Source organism: Rhizobium sp. RU33A (genome assembly GCF_900156055.1).
In the GTDB taxonomy this organism is placed as follows: domain Bacteria; phylum Pseudomonadota; class Alphaproteobacteria; order Rhizobiales; family Rhizobiaceae; genus Allorhizobium.
The window spans coordinates 160900-177581 of the sequence record NZ_FTMQ01000001.1 but is presented as its reverse complement, the minus strand read 5'-3'; the positions used below and the strand labels follow the sequence as shown (position 1 = coordinate 177581).

The 16682-nt window shown below is 61.2% G+C and carries 17 protein-coding genes; 6 read left to right on the top strand and 11 right to left on the bottom strand.

From position 1 onward, the window contains the following. The first annotated feature begins 5 nt into the window (after positions 1 to 5). The 3 genes from BW978_RS00840 to BW978_RS00830 are packed head-to-tail and all read left to right on the top strand — an operon-like array spanning position 6 to position 3511. Positions 6 to 1490: a TadA family conjugal transfer-associated ATPase gene (locus tag BW978_RS00840; RefSeq protein WP_076391352.1), complete on the top strand. Its 1485-nt coding sequence runs from the start codon at positions 6 to 8 to the stop codon at positions 1488 to 1490. 5 nt (positions 1491 to 1495) lie between these two features. Beyond that, on the top strand, positions 1496 to 2512 hold the full coding sequence (locus tag BW978_RS00835; protein WP_076391350.1) for a type II secretion system F family protein: 1017 nt from the start codon (positions 1496 to 1498) through the stop codon (positions 2510 to 2512). Positions 2513 to 2524: 12 nt separating this feature from the next. After that, on the top strand, positions 2525 to 3511 hold the full coding sequence (locus BW978_RS00830; protein ID WP_076391348.1) for a type II secretion system F family protein: 987 nt from the start codon (positions 2525 to 2527) through the stop codon (positions 3509 to 3511). Positions 3512 to 3529: 18 nt separating this feature from the next. Here BW978_RS00830 and BW978_RS23470 read toward each other — a convergent pair whose 3' ends face one another. The 11 genes from BW978_RS23470 to BW978_RS00780 all read right to left on the bottom strand — a co-directional run bounded on the left by BW978_RS23470 (position 3530) and on the right by BW978_RS00780 (position 13802). Beyond that, the gene (locus BW978_RS23470) at positions 3530 to 3685 is read right to left on the bottom strand and encodes a hypothetical protein (protein ID WP_175616830.1); all 156 of its coding nucleotides are present in this window, start codon (positions 3683 to 3685) and stop codon (positions 3530 to 3532) included. A gap of 92 nt (positions 3686 to 3777) precedes the next feature. Beyond that, positions 3778 to 4239 carry an SRPBCC family protein gene (locus BW978_RS00825; RefSeq protein ID WP_076391346.1) on the bottom strand — a complete coding sequence of 154 codons (462 nt, stop codon included), beginning with the start codon at positions 4237 to 4239 and terminating at the stop codon, positions 3778 to 3780. 104 nt (positions 4240 to 4343) lie between these two features. After that, positions 4344 to 5648 (bottom strand): nicotinate phosphoribosyltransferase, encoded by a 1305-nt coding sequence (pncB, locus tag BW978_RS00820; protein ID WP_076393086.1) that lies wholly within the window; start codon positions 5646 to 5648, stop codon positions 4344 to 4346. Positions 5649 to 5787: 139 nt separating this feature from the next. After that, a complete protein-coding gene (locus tag BW978_RS00815) occupies positions 5788 to 6084 on the bottom strand; it encodes a hypothetical protein (RefSeq protein WP_076391344.1) in 297 nt (98 codons plus the stop codon). A gap of 93 nt (positions 6085 to 6177) precedes the next feature. Next, entirely contained in the window at positions 6178 to 7140 is a 963-nt protein-coding gene (locus tag BW978_RS00810; RefSeq protein WP_076391342.1) for a 2-hydroxyacid dehydrogenase, read from the bottom strand. A gap of 12 nt (positions 7141 to 7152) precedes the next feature. Next, positions 7153 to 8781 (bottom strand): ABC transporter ATP-binding protein, encoded by a 1629-nt coding sequence (locus BW978_RS00805; protein ID WP_076391340.1) that lies wholly within the window; start codon positions 8779 to 8781, stop codon positions 7153 to 7155. After that, a complete protein-coding gene (locus tag BW978_RS00800) occupies positions 8778 to 9275 on the bottom strand; it encodes a type II toxin-antitoxin system VapC family toxin (protein ID WP_076391338.1) in 498 nt (165 codons plus the stop codon). Before BW978_RS00800 ends, BW978_RS00805 begins: the two co-directional genes overlap by 4 nt. Next, positions 9272 to 9562 (bottom strand): hypothetical protein, encoded by a 291-nt coding sequence (locus tag BW978_RS00795; RefSeq protein ID WP_076391336.1) that lies wholly within the window; start codon positions 9560 to 9562, stop codon positions 9272 to 9274. The genes BW978_RS00800 and BW978_RS00795 overlap by 4 nt, the downstream gene beginning before the upstream one ends. Positions 9563 to 9629: 67 nt before the next feature. After that, positions 9630 to 10766 (bottom strand): ABC transporter permease, encoded by a 1137-nt coding sequence (locus tag BW978_RS00790; protein ID WP_076391334.1) that lies wholly within the window; start codon positions 10764 to 10766, stop codon positions 9630 to 9632. Then, the gene (locus BW978_RS00785) at positions 10766 to 11860 is read right to left on the bottom strand and encodes a microcin C ABC transporter permease YejB (RefSeq protein ID WP_076391332.1); all 1095 of its coding nucleotides are present in this window, start codon (positions 11858 to 11860) and stop codon (positions 10766 to 10768) included. Before BW978_RS00785 ends, BW978_RS00790 begins: the two co-directional genes overlap by 1 nt. A gap of 142 nt (positions 11861 to 12002) precedes the next feature. After that, entirely contained in the window at positions 12003 to 13802 is a 1800-nt protein-coding gene (locus tag BW978_RS00780) for an extracellular solute-binding protein (RefSeq protein ID WP_076393084.1), read from the bottom strand. 268 nt (positions 13803 to 14070) lie between these two features. Here BW978_RS00780 and mepA point away from each other — a divergent pair, with 268 nt between their 5' ends. The 3 genes from mepA (at position 14071) to BW978_RS00765 (ending at position 16639) form a co-directional block, all read left to right on the top strand. Then, complete coding sequence (mepA, locus tag BW978_RS00775; protein ID WP_244551893.1) at positions 14071 to 15102, top strand: penicillin-insensitive murein endopeptidase; 1032 nt, start codon at positions 14071 to 14073, stop codon at positions 15100 to 15102. Between the two features lie 88 nt (positions 15103 to 15190). Then, entirely contained in the window at positions 15191 to 15571 is a 381-nt protein-coding gene (locus BW978_RS00770) for a methylglyoxal synthase (protein ID WP_054149416.1), read from the top strand. Positions 15572 to 15598: 27 nt separating this feature from the next. Beyond that, entirely contained in the window at positions 15599 to 16639 is a 1041-nt protein-coding gene (locus BW978_RS00765) for a glucokinase (protein WP_076391328.1), read from the top strand. Positions 16640 to 16682 lie beyond the last annotated feature (43 nt).

Here is a 16682-nt window from a genome sequence, read left to right as displayed (position 1 = left end):
AGCTCATGTTTGGCAAACGCGGAAACGACGGTTTCGGCAAGGGCGGGGCGGGCGTCGGCACGATCCCGACACAGCCGTCTGCTGCTGCGCCCGCGGCACGCTCCAGCACGCTCATCGAACCCGGCAGCCCGGAAGTCAGCACACGTCAGCAGGTGACACCGCCTTCGATGCAGACGCCCGGCCGCAAGAAGCCGCCGCGGACAGAGGACTATTACGACACCAAGAGCCAGGTCTTCTCGGCACTGATCGACACGATCGATCTGTCGCAGCTCGCCAAGCTCGATGGCGAAAGCGCGCGCGAAGAAATCCGCGACATCGTCAACGACATCATCACGATCAAGAACTTCGCGATGTCGATCTCGGAGCAGGAAGAGCTGCTCGACGACATCTGCAACGACGTTCTGGGCTACGGTCCGCTCGAACCGCTTCTGGCCCGCGACGACATCGCCGACATCATGGTCAACGGTGCCGGCCAGACCTTCATCGAAGTCGGTGGCAAGACGATCGAGTCCGAGATCCGGTTCCGCGACAATTCGCAGCTCCTCTCGATCTGCCAGCGCATCGTCAGCCAGGTCGGGCGTCGCGTCGATGAGTCGAGCCCGATCTGCGACGCCCGCCTTCCCGACGGATCGCGTGTCAACGTGATTGCACCGCCGCTCGCGATCGACGGTCCGGCGCTCACCATTCGTAAGTTCAAGAAGGACAAGCTGAACCTTGCCCAGCTGGTCAAGTTCGGCGCGATTACGCCCGAAGGTGCAGAAGTGCTGCAGATCATCGGGCGCGTCCGCTGCAACGTAGTCATCTCAGGTGGTACCGGCTCGGGTAAGACGACGCTGCTGAACTGCCTGACGGGCTTCATCGACACTGACGAGCGCATCATCACTTGCGAAGACACGGCCGAACTGCAGCTGCAGCAGCCGCATGTGGTGCGCCTGGAAACCCGTCCGCCGAACATCGAAGGCGAAGGCGAGATCACCATGCGTGACCTCGTCAAGAACTGCCTGCGTATGCGTCCCGAACGCATCATCGTCGGTGAAGTGCGCGGACCCGAAGTCTTCGACCTGTTGCAGGCGATGAACACGGGTCACGACGGATCGATGGGCACCATCCACGCCAACACGCCGCGCGAGTGCCTCAGCCGTATGGAATCGATGATCGCCATGGGCGGCTTTTCGCTGCCGGCCAAGACCGTACGCGAAATCATCTCCGGATCGATCGACGTGATCATTCAGGCGGCGCGCCTGCGCGACGGTTCACGTCGCATCACCCACATCACCGAGGTGATCGGGATGGAAGGGGATGTGATCATCACCCAGGACCTGATGCGCTACGAAATCGACGGCGAAGACGCTGCTGGCAAGATCATCGGCCGGCACATGTCGACCGGGATCGGCAAGCCGCATTTCTGGGATCGCGCTCGCTACTACAACGAAGATCGTCGCCTGGCGGCAGCACTCGACGCCATGGAACAGAAGTCCAAGGGGATCTGATCACCATGTTCGGCATCGATCCCACCATCCTGGCCATCGTCCTCCTCGCCGCCGTTTCGACAGGCGCGATCGCCTATGGGGTGCTCTATTCCCGGATCGAAACGGACAAGAAAACCGCGACCCGTATCAACAGGGTGCGATCGGCGGAAACGGACACGGCGCAGATGAAGGCCGCACGCGATCGCGTGCAGGAGATCTCGAAGCGCCGCAAATCGGTTCAGGATTCGCTCAAGGAACTCGAGAAGAAGCAGCAACAGGAAAAGACCAAGAAGGCCAATGCCGCAAGCATGAAGGCCAAGCTGGTGCAATCCGGCCTTTCGGTTTCACTCACCCAGTTCTACGTCTTGAGCGGCGTTCTTGGCATCGTTGTCCTCGCGATGACTTTCCTCGCCGGGATGCCGATCCTTGTGATCGTCGGCGCCGCCATCGTTGCCGGTCTCGGTTTGCCGCGCTGGATCGTCGGCTTCCTCGTGGGCCGCCGACAGAAGAAGTTTCTGGAGGAATTCCCCAATTCGCTCGACGTGATGGTGCGCTCGATCCGATCGGGTCTGCCGCTCAACGACGCAATCCGGATGATTGCCTCCGATGGCCAGGAACCGGTCAAGACCGAGTTCCGCCGCATCGTCGAATCGCAGCAGCTGGGCCTCAGCGTCGCAGACTCCGTTGCCCGCATGCAGCAGACCATGCCGCTCTCGGAAGTCAGCTTCTTTGCCATCGTCATTGCGATCCAGGGTCAGGCCGGCGGCAACCTGTCCGAAGCGCTCGCCAATCTCTCGCGCGTGTTGCGCGACCGCAAGAAGATGAAAGCCAAGGTCAACGCGCTTTCGATGGAAGCGAAGGCATCGGCCGCGATCATCGGCGCCCTGCCCTTCATCGTGGCGTTTCTCGTCTACATCACGTCCCCCGGCTACATCACGATCCTGTTCACCGATTCGCGCGGCCACCTGATCCTCGGGATTTCTGCGGTCTGGATGAGTATCGGTCTGCTGGTCATGCGCAACATGATCAATTTCGAGATTTGAGGGGCTGGTGGGATGACCGAAGACTGGGCTGCACAAGTGACCGATCCGGCACTGATCATCGCCGTCCTGGTGGCGCTTGCGGTGTTCGGGACGTTCTACACCATTGCCATGCCATATCTGGAGCGGGGCGATCTCAACAAACGCATGCGGGCCGTGTCGACCGAGCGTGACCTCATCCGGGCGCGCGAGCGCGCCAAGCTGAATTCCGACGCCGCACAGGGACGGGCATCGCTGCGCACGACCAACAACAAGTCCGTCCGTGACATCGTCGAACGCTTCAACCTGCGTAAAGCCCTGGTGGATGACACCACGGTGGACAAGCTGAAGGCGGCGGGTCTTCGGTCGCAGAACGCGCTGAACATGTTCCTGCTGGCGCGTTTCCTGTTGCCGTTCGCAACGCTCGCACTTACGGCCTTCTGGATCTTCGTGCTCGGCAATCTGGCCGAAAAGGCGCTGCCGGTTCGTCTGTTCGTCACCATTCTCGGCGGCTATCTCGGCTTTTACCTGCCGAACATTTACATTTCGAACCGCATCACAAAACGTCAGCAGTCAATCAAGCGCGCCTGGCCGGATGCGCTGGATCTGATGCTGATCTGCGTGGAATCGGGTATCTCGCTGGAAGCGGCGATGCGGCGCGTCTCGGACGAAATCGGCGAGCAATCGCCCGAGCTTGCCGAGGAAATGGTGCTGACCACGGCCGAACTTTCGTTTCTTCCCGACCGCCGCCAGGCGCTCGAAAATCTAGGCACACGAACGCAGCTCGACGGTGTCAAGAACGTCGTTCAGGCCCTCATCCAGGCCGACCGATACGGCACGCCTGTCGCGCAAGCTCTGCGCGTGCTTGCACAAGAGGGGCGCGACGAGCGCATGAACGAAGCGGAGAAAAAGGCAGCAGCCCTTCCGCCGAAGCTCACCGTTCCGATGATCCTGTTCTTTCTGCCGGTGCTGATCGCCGTCATTCTGGGGCCCGCCGGGATCCAGGTCTCCGACAGGTTCTGATCGACAGACAGGTCACTATCAGTGGACGGTCGTGAGCTCTTCTTCCAGGAGCTTCAACGCATCCTGCAGCGCTTCAACCAGGATGTCCGTCAGTTCGTCGGATTTGTTCTCGAGAAGCATCAGCTTGATCGCCATATCCTGCTGCTCGAAATACTGATCAGGTCCTTCGTTCATCATCATGTCCCCTTAAGGCCGAATCATCTCGGCTGGTTCCACGATGCCGCCGCTTCCTTGTGCCGGGCTTTCACCCGATCCTGCATCATCCGTCAAGCGTCTGTCTCTACGCCGCCGGTGACTGCGGAATTGAAGTTCGAGAAGAACTCACCTGCAAGCTTCTTGGAGGTCGATTCAATCAGACGGCTACCCAGCTGGGCGATCTTGCCGCCGACCTCGGCCTTTACCGTATAAGTGAGCAAAGTCGCTCCGTCCTCTTCCGGTGTCAGGGTCACATCTGCACCACCCTTGGCAAAACCGGCCAGACCGCCCTTCCCTTCGCCTGATATCGTGTAGGAATACGGCGGATTCAGATTGTGCAGCTCGACGGCCCCTTCGAACTTTGCCTTGATCGGCCCGATCTTCAGAACGACCTTGGCGGCCATCTGACTGTCAGAGGTCTTTTCCAGGCTTTCGCAGCCCGGAATGGACTGCCTGAGGATTTCGGGATCGTTCAGCGCACGCCATACGGTTTCCACCGGCGCTTCAATGCGCTCGCTGCCTTGCATGTCCATCCGGTCGTCCTCCCTTGCGGATTGCGGGCTCCCTCCCGCAGCCCTCAGACTGCATGGCGAAGGCGGCGGATGCAAGACTGCTAAAGCATCAGCGTAACCGAAGGTCAGACAAGAACGGCCTGCTCGACGCGGTCCTGGGAGCCGAAGAAGCGGAGGTAACGCTCGACTTCCTCCGGATCGCCGGTCGCCTTGCGCGGATTGTCGGAAAGCTTGACTGCCGGGCGGCCGTTGGCTTCCGAAACCTTGCAGACGATGGAAATCGGCTTCAGACCGGCAATCTCCACAGGCGCGCAGCCGGCGAAGTCATTGGTGAGATTGGTCCCCCAGCCGAAGGACATGCGAACGCGACCGGCAAAGTGGCGGTAGGTGTCGATGATCGCATCGACGTCCAGACCGTCCGAGAAGATCAGGAGCTTCTTGCGCGGATCCCGGCCCATTTTCTTCCACCATTCGATGATCTTCTCGCCGCCTTCGATCGGCGGCGCACTGTCTGGTCGGAAACCGGTCCAGTCGGCGACCCATTCCGGTGCATGCTGAAGAAAGGACGTGGTGCCGTAAGCATCCGGCAGGACAATCAGCAGATTGCCGCCATAGAGGCGATTCCAGTCTTTCAGAACCTGATAGGGGGCTGCGGCCAGTTGCTCATCGGTCTCTGCCAAGGCTGCGACGACCATCGGCAGTTCATGGGCATTTGTCCCGACGGCTTCGAGATCGGAATCCATCGCGAGCAACACATTGCTCGTGCCGGTGAAGGCCGGGCCGATACCCTCCTTCAGGGCTTCGACGCACCAGCGCTGCCAAAGGAAGCTGTGTCGACGACGGGTGCCGAAATCGGAAATGCGCAGACCTGGCAGTTCGCGGAGGCGCTCGACCTTGGACCACATCTTTGCCTTGGCACGCGCATAGAGCACGTCAAGGGTGAAATAGCCGAGGGAGCGCATGGCAGCCCGTGAGCGCAGCTCGTTGATGATGGCAAGCGCTGGAATTTCCCACAGCGTCGTTTCCATCCAGGAGCCGTGGAAGGTCAATTCGTATTGGCCGTCCCGCTTGGAGAGTTCGTATTCGGGGAGCTGGAGATTGCCGAGCCAGGCGAGGAATTCAGGCTCGAAGATCTGGGCGCGACCGTAAAACGTGTTACCCGCTAGCCAGATCATTTCCTTCTTGGTCAACCGCAGCGAGCGAACATGATCAAGTTGGTCCCGCAGTTCCTGTTCATCGATCTCATCGGCGAGTCTGACCGAGGTCGTGCGATTGATCAGCGTGAAGGTTGCGTTCACCTGGGGATAGAGCTTCCAGATCATCTGGAGCATCAGCAGTTTGTAGAAGTCCGTGTCGATCAGGCTGCGGATGATGGGATCGAGCTTCCAGGCGTGGTTGTAAACCCTGGTCGCGATATCTGTCTTGGTCATGATCGACTGCCTTGCCATCCGCAGGGGGACTACGGGGGACAGCCGAAATGCTTCGGCCGTTTCCGCTGCAGTTATCGGCAATCACCGGGGGAATGTCCAGAGAGCGCCATTATACCGCTCTCCGGGAGATTGAACCGCGTTACTGGCTGGGGGTAGGGCTGGAGTCCGGTACGACCTGACCCTGGCCGTTGTTCTCGCTCGGCGACGGGGCCGTCTGCTCGACCGGCTGGTTGGCCGGTTCGCTCGGCGCAATCGAATTGCCCCACCATTCGGCCGGGATCCAGACGAGCATGGCGAGGATCAGCCCGCCGAGCAGCACGATGAGGACCGGTTTGCCTTTAAAACCCTGACGCGCCTCGGTCGGCGTCATGGGTTCCGGCTGCAGGCCGCGTGTGCGACGGTCTGTCGTGTCGGGAAGATCGGTTCGGCTGCTCATTTGGTTGCTCCCTTGTGTCCTGAGGCGCGCAAGGCGCGAATTCTCATGGGAAACGGGAGCTCAGCCGGGTTTGTTCCCGCAATTCTCGGGCGGCTAGTAGCCAGCGGTACGATCGACAACGAATTCAAGCGGCTTGCCAGCCTCGAGCCGAGCGATCTGCGCCTCAGCGTGGCGGAAGAGCGCACGTACATCGGAGGCGGCAGCGGCATGGGGAGTGACGATCACGTTCGGCATCGACCAAAGCGGGCTGTCACGATCGAGCGGCTCCTTTTCGAACACATCGAGTGACGCTGCCTTCAGGGTGCCGTCCTTGAGGGATTCGACCAGCTCAGCTTCCTTCTGGCTGCCGCCGCGACCGGCATTGAGAAAGATTGGACCGCCCAGGGGGCCGGAGCGACGCAGCCTGGAAAACAGAGCGCGGTCGTAGATGCCGCGCGTGTCGTCCGTCAGCGGCAGAAGGCCGACCAGGATATCGGTGCGACCGAGGAAGGCGTCGAGCCCCTTTGCGTCGAAAGTTTCGACGCCGTCGATCTCTTTCTCGCGACGGGACCAGCCTATGACATCGAAGCCGATGATCTTGAGCTTGTGAACGGCATCAGCCCCCAAGACCCCGAGGCCCATGACGCCGACCGTGACATCGCGAGCTTCCGGTTGATCGGCAATCTCGTGCCAGACGCAATCCTGCTGCTGGCCGGCATAGGCGATACCGTTGCGCAGATGATGGAGACATTGCCAGACGACCCATTCACTCATGCGGTCCGTCAGGCTGCGATCGACGAAACGAACAATGGGCAGGTCCGGCAACTCATAGGCCGAGAGGATGTGATCGACGCCGGCACCGCCGGAGAAGATCGCCTTGAGCCCGGTCGCACAACGAAAGAGGGCCGGATCCGGTTTCCAGACCACGGCGAATTCGGCATCCGAGAGATCGCGGTCTGCATTCGCCGGGTCGCCCATGTCGATAACCGGACGATCGGGGAAGGCTAAGCGAAGCGCTTTGACGACGCTTTCGCGCGCAAAGCGGAGATCGACGACGACGGGGCGTTTTTCGGACATTGCAGACTCACATTATTGGCGGATGCCGCCAGCTTCGACGGCTTCGAGATTGAAGGCGGCGGCCATCAGCGCGCGGGTGTAGTCGGCCTTGGGCGCCGCGAAGACCTCTGCGGCCGGACCTTTCTCCACCACCTTGCCGCCGCGCATGACGATCAGCTCATTGGCCAGCGCCTTCACGACCTTCAGGTCATGACTGATGAAGAGATAGGCGAGGTCGTGTTTGGCCTGAAGATCGCGCAGGAGATCGACCACCTGGGCCTGGACGGTCATGTCGAGGGCCGACGTCGGTTCATCGAGCATGACGAAACGGGGTTTCAGCACCATGGCGCGGGCGATCGCGATGCGTTGGCGTTGGCCGCCGGAGAATTCATGTGGGTAGCGCCAGCGGGTGGCGGGGTCGAGGCCGACTTCCTCCAGTGCCCAGGCGACGCGGCTGTCGCGCTCTTCTGCTGTCAACTGCTTTTCGTGAACCTTCAGACCTTCCGCGATGATCTCGCCCACGGACATGCGCGGGCTGAGCGAACCGAAGGGGTCCTGAAAGACGATCTGCAGCCGATCGCGCAGCGGCCGCATCTCGCTATAGGAAAAGGCATCGATGTCCTTGCCAATGAAGCTGATCCGCCCCTTCGAGGAGATGAGGCGTGAAAGGGCAAGACCGAGCGTCGTCTTGCCTGAGCCGGATTCGCCGACCACGCCGAGCGTCTGGCCGGCACGCAGCGTCAGATCCACGCCATCGACGGCCTTCACGTGATCGACGGTACGGCGTAGGAAGCCGGCCTTGATCGGGAACCAGACACGGATGTCTTCGCCTTGCATCACAATAGGCTTCGTTTCGTCCAGAAGCGGCGGTTCGCCACGCGGCTCCGAGGCGAGCAATTTCTTCGTATAGGCATGCTGGGGTCGCTCGAAGATATCCTCGACTAGACCTGCCTCGACGATCTTGCCCTTGGTCATGACGCAGACGCGATCGGCGAACTTGCGGACGATGCCGAGGTCATGGGTGATGAACAGCATGGACATGCCGTGCTCGGACTTGAGGCGCCCCAAGAGTTCGAGGATCTGGGCCTGGACAGTGACGTCGAGGGCTGTGGTAGGCTCATCGGCGATCAGCAGCTTCGGCCTATTGGCCAGCGCCATGGCGATCATCACGCGCTGGCGCTGGCCGCCCGAGAGTTCATGCGGGAAGGCTGTCAGCCGCTTTTCCGGCTCGCGAATGCCGACCTGGTGCAGAAGTTCGAGCACGCGGGCGCGGGCGGATGCGCCTTGCAACCGCTGGTGAAGTGCGAGGATTTCGCTGATCTGCCGCTCGATCGAGTGAAGCGGATTGAGCGAGGTCATCGGCTCCTGGAAAATCATGGTGATGTCGTTGCCGCGCACCGCGCGGAGCTCGGGCTCGCTTGCGGTCATAAGGTCGCGTCCGTCGAACAGGATCTGACCGGATGGGTGGCTCGCTGACGGATAGGGCAGGAGCTTCAGGACCGACGCGGCGGAGACCGATTTGCCGGAGCCGGATTCGCCAACCAAAGCGACGATTTCGCCGCGCTGGATGTCGAACGAGACACGGTCGACCGCCAGGCTCTCGCGGCCACCCTGGTGGAAGGCGACGGACAGATCGCGCACGGAGAGCAGGGGTTCGGTCATGCGGTGAGGCTTTCGATTAGGGAGGTGAGCGTGGGTTCGTCAGGGCGGAGAACCTTCAACGGCGTCATCGGAAGTTTGCCGCGGACATGATGAATGAGTTCATCAATGTCGGTCAAACCAGTATCGGCAGAAAGAAAGACTGAGCATCCCGCGAAAATCGCACTCGCAAGGTGGATGGCGTCGGGCAGCTTGATTTTGCTTGATTGCGCTCTGACGAGTGAGGCGGTCAACAAGACTGCAGGCGATGGCGGAACCGTCTTCAGCCACAATCCGCCTCCGATCCAGCTTTCATAGGTTTCTATGAGGTCGCGATTGTCGTCGGCAAGCAGTTTGACCAGCAGTTCGCTGTAGGTGAGCGTGCTGGTAAACGGTATATGCCCAAGTCTGCGACAGCGAGCCAGCAAGGCTGCGAGCTGTTCCTGTTCGGGGCTCTGAATCTCTTTGAACAGGATGAGGATATTTGTGTCGAGATAGATGGAGGCAGGACGCGTCATTCCTCATCCCACTCGTCGCGCAATTCGCGGATCCGTTGAACCGCCTCGGCCATGGAACCAGCATGGCTGTAACGCTCCGGGAAGTCCTGACGATGCCTCAGGAGTTTCGTGAGGTTTTCACCCACGTCCGTGTCCGCTCCCTCAAGACCGAAAAACGACGTGAGCGGACTGTCGTCCTCTGGAGTGATTTCGACGGTAACTCGCGCCAAACCGGTCTCGGGTAATCCCTCCCGCATATCTTTCGGCAGTTTAGAAACCGGGTAGTGTTCAAGCACGACCTTAGTCATCCAAACGCCCTCCGGCAAAGGTTGCACTTTAGCCAGTATAGCGGCGCGGCGGGGATAGCGCGACCCATCACCGGAAGGTCTTCCTTGGATCAAACGCATCGCGGACGGCTTCGCCGACGAAGATCAGGAGCGAGAGCATGATCGACATGGTGAAGAAGGCGGTGAGGCCGAGCCAGGGGGCCTGGAGGTTGCGTTTGCCCTGCGCAATCAGTTCGCCGAGCGAAGGAGAGCCCGGCGGCATGCCGAAGCCGAGGAAGTCGAGCGAGGTGAGCGTCGTAATTGAGCCTGAGAGGATGAAGGGTAGGAAGGTCAGGGTCGCGACCATGGCGTTTGGCAGGAGATGGCGGAACATGATCGTCCAATTGCCGACGCCGAGCGCCCGGGCTGCATTCACGTATTCGAAGTTGCGCGCGCGCAGAAATTCGGCGCGCACGATGCCGACGAAGCCGACCCAGGAGAAAAGCAGCATGATGCCGAGCAGGACAAAGAAGCCGGGCGGCAGGATGGCCGCGATGATGAGCAAGATGTAGAGAACCGGCATGGACGACCAAATCTCGATGAAGCGCTGCATCAGAAGGTCGGTCCAGCCGCCGAAATAGCCCTGGACGGCACCGGCCGTGACGCCGATTGCGGCGGAGGCGAGCGTAAGTACCAGGCCAAAGAGGATCGAAATGCGGAAGCCGTAGATCATACGCGCCATGACGTCGCGGGCCTGATCATCCGTGCCTAGCCAATTCATGTTGCCGAGCACGCAGTTCGGATCCTCGGCCTTCAGCGGATAGGCGGCGCAGCGGGTCTCCTTGTCCATCAGCCAGAAAGGCGCTGTCGGTGCCGAATGCGGCACTTCGGAATTGACCGTGCGGTAGGAATAACGGATCGGCGGCCAGACCATCCAGCCATTCGCGTTGATCTCATCCGAGATGAAGGGCGAGCGATAATCGGTGACGGCCAGGAAGCCGCCGAATTTCTCTTCCGGGTAATCGACGATGACGGGGAAGAGGATCTCGCCCTTGTAGGAGGCGATTACCGGCCTGTCGTTGGCGATGAACTCGGCAAACAGGCTGAGCACGAACAAGACCATGAAGATCCAGAAGGACCAGAAGCCTCGGCGGTTCGCCTTGAAGTTCTCGAGCCTTCGGCGGTTCGTCGGGTTCAGCCAGCCCTTCTTCGGCGGGGCAATGATGGTGGTTTCGACGGCGGACATCAGACATCCCTCCGGTCGAAATCGATGCGCGGATCGATCCAGGTGTAGATCAAGTCGGAGATCAGGCCGATCACGAGGCCCATCAGCGAGAAGATGTAGAGCGTGGCAAAGACGATCGGATAGTCGCGGTTGACGATTGCGAGGTAGCCGAGGCGACCGAGGCCATCAAGCGAGAAGATGTTCTCGATCAAAAGCGAGCCTGTGAAGAAGGCCGAGATGAAGGCGCCCGGCAGGCCGGCGATGACGATCAGCATGGCGTTGCGGAAGACATGGCCATAGAGCACCTGGCGCTCGGCGAGACCCTTGGCACAGGCGGTGACGACATATTGCTTCTTGATCTCGTCGATGAAGGAGTTTTTCGTCAGCAGTGTGGTCGTGGCGAAGGCTGAGAGCAGGAGGGCAGTCAGCGGCAGAGCGAGATGCCAGAAGTAGTCGAGGATCTTCTGCCACCAGGAGAGTTGGTCGAAATTGTCGGAGGTGAGGCCGCGGAGCGGGAACCAGTCGAAGAAGGATCCGCCGGCGAATAGGACGATCAGCAGGATGCCGAACAGGAAGCCGGGGACGGCGTAGCCGACGACGATGACACCTGACGTCCAGACATCGAAACGGGAGCCGTCGGAGACCGCCTTGCGGATGCCGAGCGGGATCGAAATCGCGTAGGAGATCAAGAGCACCCAGAGGCCAAGTGAGATGGATACCGGCAGCTTTTCGATGATCAGGTCGATGACGGAAGTGTTGCGGAAGAAGCTCTCGCCGAAATCGAAGCGGATGTAATTCCACATCATCTCGAGAAAGCGCTCGAGCGGCGGCTTGTCGAAGCCGAACTGTTTTTCGAGCTTGGCGATCAGTTCCGGATCGAGGCCCTGGGCGCCGCGATAGCGGGACCCCCCCTCCTCTACACCGGCGGACTGCCCCAGCATGTCCCCGCCGCCTGACAGGCGCGCATCCGCGCCATCAGCCTGGCCGCTGAGCTGGGCGATGACCTGCTCGACGGGGCCGCCAGGGGCGAACTGGATGACGATGAAGGAGATGCCCATGATACCGATCATTGTGGGTATCATCAGCAGCAGACGCCGGAGAATATAGGCGGTCATGCGCGGCGCCCCCGTTCAGGATCACATCTGCCCACGATGTCCAGGCTCGTTTGGTCAGCCAATATCAGCCGCTCCGTTTTCCAGCGATTCGTTCCCTCCATTCCTAGAGTCTCACACAAGAGGCGCAAGCCCCGAGCCGAAATCACGGAGCCTTGGCCCACCAGATCGAGGGGAAGCCGGTGCTGTAGGTCGGGAGTTCGGCGGGGTGCTCGAACTTGTCCCAGAAGGCATAGCGAGCCGTACCGCCGTAGTAGAGCGGAATGACGTAGTCATGGGCCAACAGCACGCGGTCCATGGCCTTGGTTGCGGCGACCTGCTCCTCGCGATCGGCCGGGAAGATGATCTTCTCGATCAGGGCGTCGACGGCCGGATCGGCAATGCCGGCGTAGTTCTGCGAGCCTTCACGATTGACGGATGTCGACCCCCAGTAGTCGCGCTGCTCGTTGCCGGGGTTGAGCGTCTGAGCCCATACGGTCCAGGTCATGTCGTAATCGAAGCTTCGGGTTCGATTGGTATATTGCGAGGGATCGACCGTACGGACCGCCATTTCCACCCCAATCTTGCGCAATTGCTGTTGGTAGGGGACCGCGACCACCTCCAGCTGGGGGTTGGACAACAGGAGCTCGAAGCGGAAGGGCTGGCCGGTCTGCGCGTTGACCATGGCATTGCCACGAAGTTCATAGCCCGCCTGTTTGAAGAGCTCGACAGCCTTGCGCAAATTGTCGCGAGACGCCTGCGGTGAACCGCCGACGGGGTTCGTGTAGGGCGTATCGAAGACCGAAGCGGGAACCTTGTCCTTAAGAGCCGTCAGCAGTTCCAGTTCCTGACCTTGAGGCAGCCCGCTGGAAGCAAGTTCGGTTCCATTGAAAAAACTGCTGACGCGGAAATAGGCATTGTAAAAGACGGTGCGGTTCAATTCCTCGAAGTCGAGCGCGTAGTTGAGCGCCTTGCGGACCCGCTGGTCCTTGAACATCTCGCGCCGCATGTTCGGCACCAGCGCCTGCATCACGCCCGTTGCACGGAAGGGGTTTTCGTATTCCTCCTTCCTGACACGACCGTCCTGCGCGGCCGGAAAATCGAAACCAGTCGCCCAGCGCGCGGCCCGCGTCTCCTGCCAGAAGTCTGTGTTGCCGGAACGGAAGGCCTCGAACTCGACGTCTCGATCGCCGAACATGGTATAGGTGATGTTCTTGAAGTTGTTGTAGCCCAGATTGACGTTGAGATCCTTGCCCCAGTAGTCGTCCCGCAATTCGTAGCGGATGGTCGATCCAGCCGTGAACTCGGCGATCTTGTAGGGCCCCGACCCCATCACCGGCTCCAGCGTGGTCCGCCCAATGTCCCGAGACTGTCCATCAGCCCCGCTTGCCTCCCACCAGTGCTTCGGGACAACCGGGAACTGGCCGAGGATCATCGGCAGTTCGCGGTTGTTCTTCTGGTCGAAGCGGAATGTGACGTCACGATCGCCCGTCTTCTCAGCTGCAACCACGTGGCTGTAATAGCTCATGTAGAGCGGGTTCAATTCCTTGAGCTTCTCAAAGCTGAAGATCACGTCTTCCGGCTTGACGGGCTCACCGTCAGCGAAGCGGGCCTCGGCGCGGAGACGGAAGGTGGCGCTCGATATGTCCTTGGGGAATGAGACGCCTTCTGCGAGCAACCCGTAGCCGGTGGAAATCTCGTCACTCGTGTCTTTCAGAAGCGTGTCGAAGACGTTGATCAGGCCCGGTGCGGCTTCGCCCCTGTCGAGCACCGGGTTGAAGCTGTCGAAGGTTCCGGTCGACGACATGCGCAAGGTGCCGCCCTTCGGCGCTTGCGGATTGACGTAATCGAAATGGGCAAAGCCGGGCGCATATTTGAGCTCGCCCAGAAGCGAGACGCCATGGCGGAAAGACTCTGCGTTTTCCTGCGCCACTGCATGAGATGGCGCAAATGCCAAGACTGCCATGAGGCCCCAGACTGCGAAGCTCGACTTTTTGCGATCCATCCGCCTACTTCCCCGTATCTGCTTTTGTTGCGAAGCAGGATAGGGCAAAACCAGGCAAAAAACAGGGGACTGACAGAGATGTGAGCGCCGGGCCTTCCGCAGATTCACCCCAATTCCGTTTCAGGCTAGACTGACCCGTGATTCACCCGGCCAACCGGCAGGGAGCGAATCCGGACAGACCGGGGACATGCACACGATGAAGAAAACCAGGGGCGCACGCCCGCTCGCCATGGCACTGACGTTTGCCTGCGCATTCGCGACCGTCGTCAGCGATACGGCATCCGCCGAAGGACGTCCCGCCAAGGAGCTTTTCGGCGGCATGGCGCTGCCGGCCAAGGCGGCCCCCTCCCCTTATGGTTCCTATGCCAAGGGCTGCATTGCCGGCGCCGTCGCCATTCCGACGGACGGCCCCACCTGGCAGGCGATGCGCCTGTCGCGCAATCGTCGCTGGGGTCATCCCGAGATGATCACGCTCCTCGAGCGTTTCTCGAAAGACGCAGTGCAACTCGGCTGGGGCTCGGGCATCCTGATCGGCGACATCTCGCAGCCGCGCGGCGGACCGATGCTTTCAGGCCATGCCTCGCATCAGATCGGGCTCGACGCCGATATCTGGTTCACGCCGAAGCCCGCCAATGCGCTTTCCCCGCAGCAGCGCGAGGAAATGCCATTCACCTCCATGCTGGAGAAGGACAAATTCCTGACCGTCGACAGGAGGCTCTGGACCAATACCCATGCACGGCTCGTGGTGCGGGCGGCAAGCTACCCGCAGGTGGAGCGCATCTTCGTCAATCCGGCGATCAAGAAGAAGCTTTGCGATACCTGGACGGGTGACCGCGCGGTCCTCGGCAAGATCCGGCCAATTTACGGACATGACGCGCATTTCCATATCCGCATGCGCTGCCCTGACGGTGCCAGCGGCTGCAAGCCGCAGGCGGCCGTGCCGCCGGGCGATGGCTGCGACCAGTCGCTGGCCTGGTGGTTCACCAAGGAGCCTTGGGCCGCACCGAAGAAAGACCCCAACGCAAAGCCAGCGCCGAAGCCCCGGGCCATGCAGGTCGCCGATCTCCCCAAGGCCTGCGCCATGGTTCTCGACGCGCGCGGACCGTCGAGCGAATACGAAGTGACCTATCAGGCAGCGGGTGGGTCGATGCCCGGCAGCGGTGCGTCGGCGTTCGCAGCACCGCCGGTCGCGACGATGACTGAGCCTTTCGAATTGCCCGCCATCGTTCCGGTTCCCCCCGCTCGGCCGGCCGGTTGGTGAAGACGAGGTTCCGCCGGGTGCTTTTCAAGTGATCCTGGCTGCGCTAGATGGGTCTATCAAATCGATTTAAATCAGCTGGGGTCCCCTCGTGAGCCGCACCCGTTGCATCGCCCTGATCGCGCATGACCAGAAGAAGGACGACATGGCGGATTTCGCCCGGCGTCACCAGGCAAAGCTCATGGGCTGGCGGATCGTGGCGACCGGCACGACGGGCGGGCGGATCAAGGATGCCGTCCCCGAGCTCGATGTGACGCGGCTGAAAAGCGGTCCGCTCGGCGGAGACCAGCAGATCGGCGCATTGATCTCGACGGGTGAAGTGGACATGCTCGTCTTCTTCGTCGACCCCTTGACTCCCATGCCCCATGATGTGGATGTCAAGGCGCTGATGCGGCTGGCGACCGTCTATGACATTCCGATGGCGCTGAACCTCGCAACCGCCGACATCCTGATGCAGACCCTGACTGCCTGAGCAGCAACGCCCAAGACCGGACAGACCATGGCCCAGACACATCGCGACGACACCCTCCCCTTTCCGATTCTGATCGGTGACATCGGCGGCACCAATGCGCGCTTCTGGATCCTGCTTGACGAGAGCGGCGAGAAGATCAGCTTCCCCAATGTGGTGAACAAGGATTTCGCCACGATCGACGACGCCATCCGCTCGAGTGTTCTGGAGACAACAAGCCACAAGCCTCGGTCGCTGATCCTGGCGCTGGCTGGCCCCATCAAGGGCGACGAAGTGCCGCTCACCAACTGCCCCTGGGTGGTGCGCCCCAAGGTGCTGATGGCTGATCTCGGCTTTGCCGAAGTGCTGCTTCTCAATGATTTCGAGGCCCAGGCCCTGGCTGCTGCGACGCTCGGCGTCGACGATCGGCAGCATCTCGGTTCGCTCAGCGAGGCCCCGCTCGGCTCACGCGTCGTGCTGGGTCCGGGCACAGGGCTCGGCGTTGCTGGACTGGTCCGGGCGCGCGACATGTGGTTTCCGGTGCCCGGCGAAGGCGGGCATGTCGATGTCGGCCCGCGCACAAGCCGCGATCACCAGATCTGGCCGCATCTGACCCCGGTCCGCGACCCCAACGCGACGCTCGGCCGGATCTCGGCGGAAGAACTGCTTTCCGGGCGCGGCCTGATGAATATCTACCGTGCGCTGTGCAAGGCGGAGGGGAACCTGACGCCGCGCTACGAGGATCCGGCACAGGTTTCGTCTGCCGGTATTGCCGGGGCAGATGCGCTGGCGGGCGAGGCGCTCAGCCTGTTTGCAACCTATCTCGGTCGGGTTGCCGGCGATCTGGCGCTGATCTTCATGGCCAAGGGCGGCGTGTTCCTCGCCGGCGGCATATCGCCGAAAATCCTGCCGGCACTGCAGAGCGGCGAATTCCGCGCCGCCTTCGAGGACAAGGCGCCGCATCAGGCGCTGCTGCACAGCATTCCGACCTTTGTCGTGACCCATCCGCAGGCGGCCCTGCACGGCCTTGCCGCCTTTGCGACGGCACCTTCGGATTTCGGGCTTGCGACCGAGGGGCGCCACTGGCGCTGAGCGGACCTGCCCCGCTATGGTCAAAGGCGCTGCGACTGGCTAT

Excerpts from the sequence above, each read along its gene's own strand:
- BW978_RS00830 (WP_076391348.1), top strand. The coding sequence starts at position 2,525 with ATGACCGAAGACTGGGCTGCACAAGTGACCGATCCGGCACTGATCATC.
- BW978_RS00805 (WP_076391340.1), bottom strand. The coding sequence starts at position 8,781 with ATGACCGAACCCCTGCTCTCCGTGCGCGATCTGTCCGTCGCCTTCCAC.
- BW978_RS00790 (WP_076391334.1), bottom strand. The coding sequence starts at position 10,766 with ATGTCCGCCGTCGAAACCACCATCATTGCCCCGCCGAAGAAGGGCTGG.
- BW978_RS00785 (WP_076391332.1), bottom strand. The coding sequence starts at position 11,860 with ATGACCGCCTATATTCTCCGGCGTCTGCTGCTGATGATACCCACAATG.
- BW978_RS00835 (WP_076391350.1), top strand. The coding sequence starts at position 1,496 with ATGTTCGGCATCGATCCCACCATCCTGGCCATCGTCCTCCTCGCCGCC.
- BW978_RS23470 (WP_175616830.1), bottom strand. The coding sequence starts at position 3,685 with ATGAACGAAGGACCTGATCAGTATTTCGAGCAGCAGGATATGGCGATC.
- BW978_RS00815 (WP_076391344.1), bottom strand. The coding sequence starts at position 6,084 with ATGAGCAGCCGAACCGATCTTCCCGACACGACAGACCGTCGCACACGC.
- BW978_RS00825 (WP_076391346.1), bottom strand. The coding sequence starts at position 4,239 with ATGGACATGCAAGGCAGCGAGCGCATTGAAGCGCCGGTGGAAACCGTA.
- BW978_RS00795 (WP_076391336.1), bottom strand. The coding sequence starts at position 9,562 with ATGACTAAGGTCGTGCTTGAACACTACCCGGTTTCTAAACTGCCGAAA.
- BW978_RS00810 (WP_076391342.1), bottom strand. The coding sequence starts at position 7,140 with ATGTCCGAAAAACGCCCCGTCGTCGTCGATCTCCGCTTTGCGCGCGAA.
- BW978_RS00765 (WP_076391328.1), top strand. The coding sequence starts at position 15,599 with ATGGCCCAGACACATCGCGACGACACCCTCCCCTTTCCGATTCTGATC.
- BW978_RS00840 (WP_076391352.1), top strand. The coding sequence starts at position 6 with ATGTTTGGCAAACGCGGAAACGACGGTTTCGGCAAGGGCGGGGCGGGC.
- BW978_RS00780 (WP_076393084.1), bottom strand. The coding sequence starts at position 13,802 with ATGGCAGTCTTGGCATTTGCGCCATCTCATGCAGTGGCGCAGGAAAAC.
- pncB (WP_076393086.1), bottom strand. The coding sequence starts at position 5,648 with ATGACCAAGACAGATATCGCGACCAGGGTTTACAACCACGCCTGGAAG.
- mepA (WP_244551893.1), top strand. The coding sequence starts at position 14,071 with ATGGCACTGACGTTTGCCTGCGCATTCGCGACCGTCGTCAGCGATACG.
- BW978_RS00800 (WP_076391338.1), bottom strand. The coding sequence starts at position 9,275 with ATGACGCGTCCTGCCTCCATCTATCTCGACACAAATATCCTCATCCTG.